Source organism: Pseudolysinimonas sp. (genome assembly GCF_031389465.1).
Lineage (GTDB): Bacteria > Actinomycetota > Actinomycetes > Actinomycetales > Microbacteriaceae > Pseudolysinimonas_A.
Genome location: NZ_JANMSQ010000136.1, coordinates 1 through 4,803, shown reverse-complemented (window position 1 = coordinate 4,803; position 4,803 = coordinate 1). Strand labels below are relative to the sequence as shown.

At 71.4% G+C, this 4,803-nt stretch carries 5 protein-coding genes; 2 read left to right on the top strand and 3 right to left on the bottom strand.

The window, feature by feature from the left end; translation table 11 throughout:
- Positions 1–484, bottom strand: a 484-nt coding sequence (locus tag RMO30_RS05210; protein WP_309710399.1) for a DEAD/DEAH box helicase, incomplete at its 3' end; no start/stop codon positions are given.
- Between the two features lie 164 nt (positions 485–648).
- On the opposite strand from RMO30_RS05210, the gene RMO30_RS05205 reads away from it, so the two are divergent.
- Positions 649–1,293, top strand: a complete 645-nt coding sequence (locus RMO30_RS05205) for a ferritin-like fold-containing protein (protein ID WP_309710397.1) — start codon at positions 649–651, stop codon at positions 1,291–1,293.
- An 18-nt stretch (positions 1,294–1,311) separates the two neighbouring features.
- Here the strand turns inward: RMO30_RS05205 and RMO30_RS05200 are convergent, their stop codons facing one another.
- Both RMO30_RS05200 and RMO30_RS05195 read right to left on the bottom strand, forming a co-directional pair.
- On the bottom strand, positions 1,312–1,608 hold the full coding sequence (locus tag RMO30_RS05200) for a hypothetical protein (protein WP_309710395.1): 297 nt from the start codon (positions 1,606–1,608) through the stop codon (positions 1,312–1,314).
- A gap of 15 nt (positions 1,609–1,623) precedes the next feature.
- Positions 1,624–1,848 carry a DUF3107 domain-containing protein gene (locus RMO30_RS05195; RefSeq protein WP_309710394.1) on the bottom strand — a complete coding sequence of 75 codons (225 nt, stop codon included), beginning with the start codon at positions 1,846–1,848 and terminating at the stop codon, positions 1,624–1,626.
- 106 nt (positions 1,849–1,954) lie between these two features.
- On the opposite strand from RMO30_RS05195, the gene RMO30_RS05190 reads away from it, so the two are divergent.
- A partial coding sequence (locus RMO30_RS05190) for an ATP-dependent DNA helicase (protein ID WP_309710392.1) occupies positions 1,955–4,803 on the top strand: 2,849 nt, incomplete at its 3' end.

Below are 4,803 nucleotides of genomic sequence, written 5' to 3'. Positions count from 1 at the left end.
GGAAGCCGAGGTCGAGCATCTTGTCGGCCTCGTCGAGAACCATGACCTTCACGTTCGCGAACGACAGCAGCCGCTGGCCGGCGAGGTCGAGGAGGCGACCCGGGGTGCCGACGACGATCTGCGCGCCGGCCTTGAGCTGCTCGACCTGACCCTCATACGCCTTACCGCCGTAGATCGCGACGACCTTGGTGGGGCGCTTCGAGGCGGCGAGCTCGAGGTCTTCGGCCACCTGCACGCACAGCTCGCGCGTCGGCACGACGACGAGCGCCTGCACACCCGGCGTGGGGTCGAAACCTAGCTGCTGGATGAGCGGCAACCCGAAGCCGAACGTCTTACCGGTGCCGGTCTTGGCCTGGCCGATGATGTCTTGACGACCGAGGCCGAGGGGGATGGTCTGGGTCTGAATGGCGAAGGGCTCGATGATGCCCTTCTCGGCAAGGGCGTCGACCATGTCTTGCTCGACACCGAGATCACTGAAAGTCAAAGGGACACTGCTAGTCAAAAGAGGGGCCTGTCTGTCGTCGGTGCCTACTTCGCACCCGGGATCAAGACGATCCCGCGGACAGTAGGCTGGTTTACGTGTTGGGCTGGCTGCGTCGGAGACGGATTCGCGCCCGAGGTGTCACCCGGCCGGTCCGATCGGAGGCCGTGGAGGCCACACGCGTCGAACTCGCCGAACTCGCCCCCGATGCGCAAGCCTACCTGGGTCAGCTCGCGTATCTGACGCTCGTGCTGTTCGAGAACCTCGGACGGGGCGCCGCCGTCGCCCCCACGGTGTCGGGCAAGAGCCGCCTCGGGCGGGTTGCCGCCGAGGTGCTGGAGATCCACGAGGCCGTGCTCGCCGAGCTGGAGTCGCGTCGCATCGACCCATCGGAGGCGATGGAGCCGTACCGCGCGATGCTCGACGACTTCCAGCGCCGCACCCAGGGTGACGACTGGCACGAAGTGCTCATCACCTGTTACCTGACGTCGGGCTTCCTTCTCGACTTCTTCGCGGGACTCGCCGCCGGGCTGCCCGGCGGGCTCTCCGACCGCATCTCGGCGCTGTTGGCCGACGACGAAGCCGAAGACCTGCTCGTCGAGGAGCTGCGGGAGTCGATCGACGGCAACCCGCGCCTCGCATCCCGGCTCGCCATGTGGGGGCGCCGCCTCGTCGGCGACACGATGCTCGTCGCCCGTTCGGCGCTGCGCCTCGAAGATCGCACCGACGGCGAGGAGCGCATCGAGCCGATCTTCACCGAACTGATCGCCGCGCCCCCCCGGCGGATGGACGCCCTCGGCCTCACGGCCTGAGCGGTACCGCGGGCGAGGTTACGCCTTGCCGCCCGAGAGCACGTGCAGTTCGCGCGCGTCGGCGGCGCGACGGCGGCGGCTGAGCACGAGGGCGACGACCAGGGATGCGACGGTGGCTCCGCCGAGGGCAGCAAGCCAGATCCATCCGCCGTCGGCCTTCCAGCCGAGCCAGGTGAGACCCACCCAGACCGCAGCGGTGACCGCCCCACCGAGCGCCGGCAGGAGGGCAACGCCGTAGACCTCACGGCCCGGCAGCAGGTAGCGCAGCAACAGGCCGATCCCGGCTCCGACAACGGTGACGTAGACGAGTTCCATGCTCTTCTCCTGGGACTACGCGACGAAGCCGACGCGGCTGCGAGCCTCGGTGCCGACCTCGAGATACGAGAACGACGCGACCGGCACGATGTACACCTTGCCCTTGTCGTCGCTGAGCTTGATGAACTTGGCATCGGAGTCGAGTGCGGCCGACACGATCTTCTCCACCTCAGCCGCAGTCTGCGTCGACTCGAAGTTCAGTTCACGGGGCGAGTTGGCGATGCCGATACGAATGTCCACAAGTTTCAGAGTAACGGCCCGGCTCGGTGGGGCTGGTCCGGTTCGCCTGCGGCGGAACAGCACACGACGGGATGCCAGGTCGGCGGTCGCCGATATCTTCGGCTAAGTGAGTGGGCTGGGGATCGATCTCGACGCGTCGCAGCTTGCCGTCGTGGGGTTGCCCGATCGGGCGTCCGCGGCCGTGCTCGGAGCGCCCGGGTCGGGCAAGACGACGACGATCGTCGAACTGGTCGCCGACCGGGTGCTGACGCGCGGGTGGGATCCACGGTCGGTGCTCGTGCTCACGTCGGCGCGGGCGTCGGCGACCCGGCTGCGTGACCGGATTGCGGTGCGGCTCGGGGTGCCGACCGACGGGCCCCTCGCCCGCACCGCGCCGTCGCTCGCGTATGAGATCGTCGGGGTGACCGCACGCGCCGCAGGCGAGACGCCGCCGCGGCTGGTCACCGGAGCCGAGCAGGATGCCGACCTCGCCGCGCTCATCGAGGGGCACCTGGCCGCCGGCACCGGTCCCGCCTGGCCCGACCCGCTCACCCCCGAGGTGCGCCGCACCGCACGCTTCCGCTCCGAGCTGCGCGACCTCTTCTCCCGCGCCACCGAGCAGGGCATCGACCCGCGGCGCCTGCGCGAGCTGGGTCGCTCGACCGGCCGTGCCGAGTGGGTCGCGGCGGGGGAGTTCTTCGACGAGTACCTCGACGTCGTGGCCTCGGCTCGGCCCGAGCAGCGCGACCCCGCCGAACTCGCGCGCCTCGCGATCGCGACCCTCGACGCCGGGGGAGGCGGGGAGCGGGTCGCCGGGCTGCGACTCGTCGTGATCGACGATCTGCCGGAGGCAACCGAGGCGACGCTCGGCCTGCTCGCGGCGCTGGCACGGCGCGGCATCCCGGTGATCGCGTTCGGCGACCCCGACGTCGCGGCGAACGCCTTCCGCGGGGGCGAGCCGGATGCCCTCGGACGCCTGGCCAGTGTGCTCGGCGTTCCCGGGCTCGACCCCTCAGCGGTGGCGACCCTCATCCTCGAGCGCGCGCACCGGCCGAACACCGTGCTGCGCGACTTCACGGGAGCGGTGACCGAACGCATCGGCACCGCCGCGGCGGGAGGCCAGCGACGCGCCATTGCCGAGCGCGCCCCGACCGATCGCTCGCCGACGGGTCGTCCGCCATTGGCCCGCATCGAGGCGCCGACGGCTGCCCGCACCGCCGCGGTGATTGCCCGGGCTCTCCGCGAGGAGCACGTGCTGCACGGCGTGCCGTGGGAGCGGCTCGCGGTCATCGTGCGCAGCGGCGCCGCCGTGCCCGCGCTCGCCCGGTCTCTCGCCCTCGCCGAAGTGCCGACCCGCACCGGTGGCGGCGGGCTGGCCCTGCGCGACGACGCTACGGCCCGCGCCCTGCTCGCGGTCGTCGAGGCCGGTGCCGGGCGGCTCGAACTGACCGCCGACCTCGCTGCCGAACTGCTCACGGGACCGTTCGGCGGACTCGACCCGATCGGGCTGCGCCGCCTCCGCATCGCGCTGCGCACCGAGGAGGCGCTCGCCGGGGGATCACGACCGAGCGCCGAGTTGCTCGTCGAAGCGCTCGCCGCCCCCGGGCGATTCGCGACGATCGACGCTCCTGTCGCCCGCACCGCCGAGCGCCTCGCGGGCACCCTCGACGCCCTGCGCACGGCGGAGGCGACAGCGACTGCCGAGGAACTGCTCTGGCTCGCCTGGGAACGCAGCCGTCTCGCCGGCCCCTGGCGCGGGCAGGCACTCGGCGTCGGAGTCGCGGCCGCGGAGGCGAACCGCGATCTCGACGGCATCGTCGGGCTGTTCGCCGCCGCGAAGCGCTTCGCCGAGCGGCGCCCGGATGTCGCGGCGAGCGAGTTCTTCGCCGAACTCCGCGACGCCGAGGTCTCGGAAGACCTCATCGCGCCGACCCGCAGCGACGACGCGGTGCTCGTGACGACACCTTCGGGCGCGGTCGGGCTTGAGTTCGACACCGTCGTCGTCGCTGGGCTGCAAGACGGCGCCTGGCCGAACCGACGACCGCGCGGAACGCTGCTCTCGCCGCAGTCGCTCGCCCGCGCCGCGATCGGCGAGGAGGGCGTGCTCGACGAGCGCCGACTCGTTCTCGACGACGAGCTGCGGATGTTTGCCCTCGCCGTCTCCCGGGCGCGCGACCGCGTGCTGCTCGCGGCGGTCGTCAACGACGACGAGTCCCGCAGCGTGCTGATCGACCTGCTGCCTCCCGACGTGCCCGTGCTCGCCGAAGGGTCGCCGCTCACCATTCGCGGTACGACGGGGCGGTTGCGGCGGCTGCTCACCTCTCGGGGGATCGACGCCCGTACCCGTGCCGCGGCAGCGTCATCCCTCGCGCACCTCGCCGAACTCGCGGTGCCGGGGGCGAACCCCGACGACTGGCACGGCCTGCTCGCCCCATCGAGCGACGCACCGCTGTTCGAGGGTCTGCAGGTACCGGTCTCGCCGTCGCGGCTCGAACGCTTCGAGGAGTCGCCGCTCGACTGGTTCCTCGAGACGATCGGCGGTTCGTCGTCGACAACGCTGATGGATGTCGGCACGATCCTGCACTGGGCGATGGAGACTGCCGAGTCACCGGATTCCGACGCGGTGTGGGCGCGCGTCGAGAAGCGCTGGGGCGAGCTGCTCTTCGAGTCGCCGTGGCTCGCCGAGCATCACCGGCGCAGCGCCCGAGTGCTCGCCGACGGCATCGCGGCCTACCTCGGTGACTTCGCTGCGGGCGGGGGACGCGTTATCGGTGCCGAGAAGAAGTTCGAGCTCGAGGTCGACCGCGCGACGGTGCGCGGCACCATCGATCGCGTTGAGCGCGCCGCCGATGGCAGCGTCGTGATCGTCGACCTGAAGACCGGCAGCCCGGTGACCAACCAGGCGAAGATCGACGCCACCGCCCAACTCGGTGCGTACCAGCTCGCGTATCGGGCGGGCCTGTTCGACGACGTGCT

Coding starts and splice junctions, on each gene's coding strand:
- RMO30_RS05200 (WP_309710395.1), bottom strand. CDS start 1,608: ATGGAACTCGTCTACGTCACCGTTGTCGGAGCCGGGATCGGCCTGTTG.